Annotated in this window: 3 protein-coding genes and 1 pseudogene; all 4 read left to right on the top strand. The window is 60.8% G+C overall.

Going from position 1 to position 2,292, the window contains the following annotated elements; all coding sequences use genetic code 11:
* Positions 1–140, top strand: a pseudogene (locus L0H65_RS18570) (holo-ACP synthase); the annotation flags it as partial.
* Between the two features lie 54 nt (positions 141–194).
* A complete protein-coding gene (lepB, locus tag L0H65_RS18565) occupies positions 195–989 on the top strand; it encodes a signal peptidase I (RefSeq protein WP_301460685.1) in 795 nt (264 codons plus the stop codon).
* Between the two features lie 150 nt (positions 990–1,139).
* Positions 1,140–1,826 (top strand): ribonuclease III, encoded by a 687-nt coding sequence (gene rnc, locus L0H65_RS18560; RefSeq protein ID WP_301460684.1) that lies wholly within the window; start codon positions 1,140–1,142, stop codon positions 1,824–1,826.
* Positions 1,823–2,292, top strand: a 470-nt coding sequence (locus tag L0H65_RS18555) for a GTPase (protein ID WP_301460683.1), incomplete at its 3' end; no start/stop codon positions are given. The genes rnc and L0H65_RS18555, both read left to right, overlap by 4 nt.

Genomic DNA, 2,292 nt, shown 5'->3' with positions numbered 1-2,292 from the left:
TGGCCACGATGACGCCGCCGGGGCATGAGGCGATTGTCTATGTCACCCTGACCGACGATCACCCTTGGGCCCAGGCGTTTGTGGTGATCGAGGCGCGACCGCTTGGCGCAGAGCCTGTGCCGCCGGTCGCTACCGCTTGACTCCCACCGCCCTGCCGCGCATGTAGCGCCGCAAAGCATCAGAAGGCAAAAACTATGGCCAACAAGGCAAAATCCGACGGCGGCATCATGGAGACGGTCAAGACGGTGGTTTACGCACTGCTGATCGCGGGCATTTTCCGCACTTTGTTCTTTCAGCCGTTCTGGATTCCTTCGGGGTCGATGAAAGACACTTTGCTGATCGGTGACTTCTTGTTCGTCAACAAGATGGCCTATGGCTATTCGAAATTCTCCTGCCCCTTCTCGATGTGCCCGATTTCGGGGCGTATCTTGTTTTCAGAACCGCAACGCGGCGATGTTGTTGTGTTCCGCCACCCGGTCAACGGATCGGATTTCATCAAGCGATTGATCGGCTTGCCGGGCGATACGATCCAGATGCGGGAGGGCAAGATCATCCTGAACGGGACCGAAGTGCCGCAGGAACCCGCCGGGCAGTTTGAGGAAGTCTATGACCGCCAAGGCCCGATGGGCAACCTGCCGCGTTGCGAAAACTCTGCTGGCGCCGTGGGTGTTGGCGCGATGTGTTCCAAGTCGCGCTTTACGGAAACGCTGCCCAATGGCGTGAAACACGACGTTTTGAACATCGACACCAATGGCCCCGCCGACAACACCGATGTCTATACCGTGCCAAACGGCGAATATTTCTTCATGGGCGACAACCGCGACAATTCGCAAGACAGCCGGTTCGGTCAGGCTGTGGGCGGGGTCGGCTTTGTGCCTGCGGCCAATCTGATCGGGCGCGCGGATCGTATCATGTTCTCCTCGGCCGGATCTTCGCTGTTCTATTTCTGGACCTGGCGCGCCGATCGCTTTTTCAAAGCGGTGGAATGAGCGTGGAATGACGGAACGCGCAGAGGTTTTCAGATCGCTTATTGACATGGTTGGCACAGCCTCGCGCAAGCGGGGCTGGCTGGTTTATGGGCTGCGCCGTGAGGTCATTCGATCTGCCACCAGGTCAGATTGCGATGCAGGGGCGTTTCGATGAAACTTTCTGCCGATCTTCGCGCGTTTGAGGGGCGCGTGTCCCATGCGTTTCGCAACCCCGAATTACTGGTGCAAGCGGTGACCCATGCGTCCATCTCCTCCGCCACCCGACCGGACAATCAACGTCTGGAATTTCTGGGCGACCGGGTGTTGGGGTTGGTGATGGCGGAGGCGCTATTGACCGCTGATCCGGGGGCGGCCGAAGGCCAGCTTGCGCCACGGTTCAATGCAATGGTGCGCAAGGAAACCTGTGCTGATGTCGCGCGAGATATCGGTTTGGGCGATGTTCTGAAGCTCGGGCGGTCGGAAATGATGTCCGGTGGGCGGCGCAAGGAGGCGCTGCTTGGCGACGGGCTGGAGGCGGTGATCGCGGCGGTTTACCTCGACGGTGGTTTCGATGCCGCGCGCCGGATGATCACGCGCCTGTGGGCGGACCGGATTGCAGGCGTGAAGGACGACGCCCGCGACCCGAAAACCGCGTTGCAGGAGTGGGCGCAAGCGCGCAGCATGACACCGCCGCATTATACCGAAGAAGCCCGCTCCGGCCCTGACCATCAACCGATCTTCACGGTTGTCGTGCGGCTGGACAATGAGGCCACGGAGTCGGCATCCGCCGGAACGAAACGCGCCGCCGAACAGGCCGCAGCCCGCGCCCTGTTGGCCCGGATGGAGCAAGAGACATGACCACAGAAACATCAAGCCCGATTGGTGGCCCCGTTGGCGGAGATGGCAATACGCGCGCCGGATTTGTCGCCCTGATCGGAGAGCCGAATGTCGGGAAATCGACACTGTTGAACCGCATGGTCGGCTCCAAGGTGTCGATTGTGACGCATAAGGTGCAAACCACGCGCGCCCGGATCAGGGGGATCGCGATGCAGGGGCACACGCAGATCGTGTTTGTCGATACCCCCGGTCTGTTCCGCCCCCGTCGCCGTCTTGACCGGGCGATGGTTGCTGCCGCTTGGGGTGGTGCAGCCGACGCCGATCTGATCGTGTTGCTGGTGGAGGCGCATCGCGGCCTGACAGAAGGCACCGCCGCAATCATTGATGCGATGCGCGACCGTATTCCGCAGGGTCAGAAAGTGGCGCTGGCGATCAACAAGATTGACCGGGTGAAGGCCGAGGTGTTGCTGGGCCTGTCACAGAAATT

The sequence above is a fragment of the Pseudorhodobacter sp. genome, from assembly GCF_030452865.1.
In the GTDB taxonomy this organism is placed as follows: domain Bacteria; phylum Pseudomonadota; class Alphaproteobacteria; order Rhodobacterales; family Rhodobacteraceae; genus Pseudorhodobacter.
The sequence above is the reverse complement of the archived record's forward strand: the minus strand, read 5'-3'. Positions and strand labels throughout refer to the sequence as shown.

Coding starts and splice junctions, on each gene's coding strand:
- rnc (WP_301460684.1), top strand. CDS start 1,140: ATGAAACTTTCTGCCGATCTTCGCGCGTTTGAGGGGCGCGTGTCCCAT.
- lepB (WP_301460685.1), top strand. CDS start 195: ATGGCCAACAAGGCAAAATCCGACGGCGGCATCATGGAGACGGTCAAG.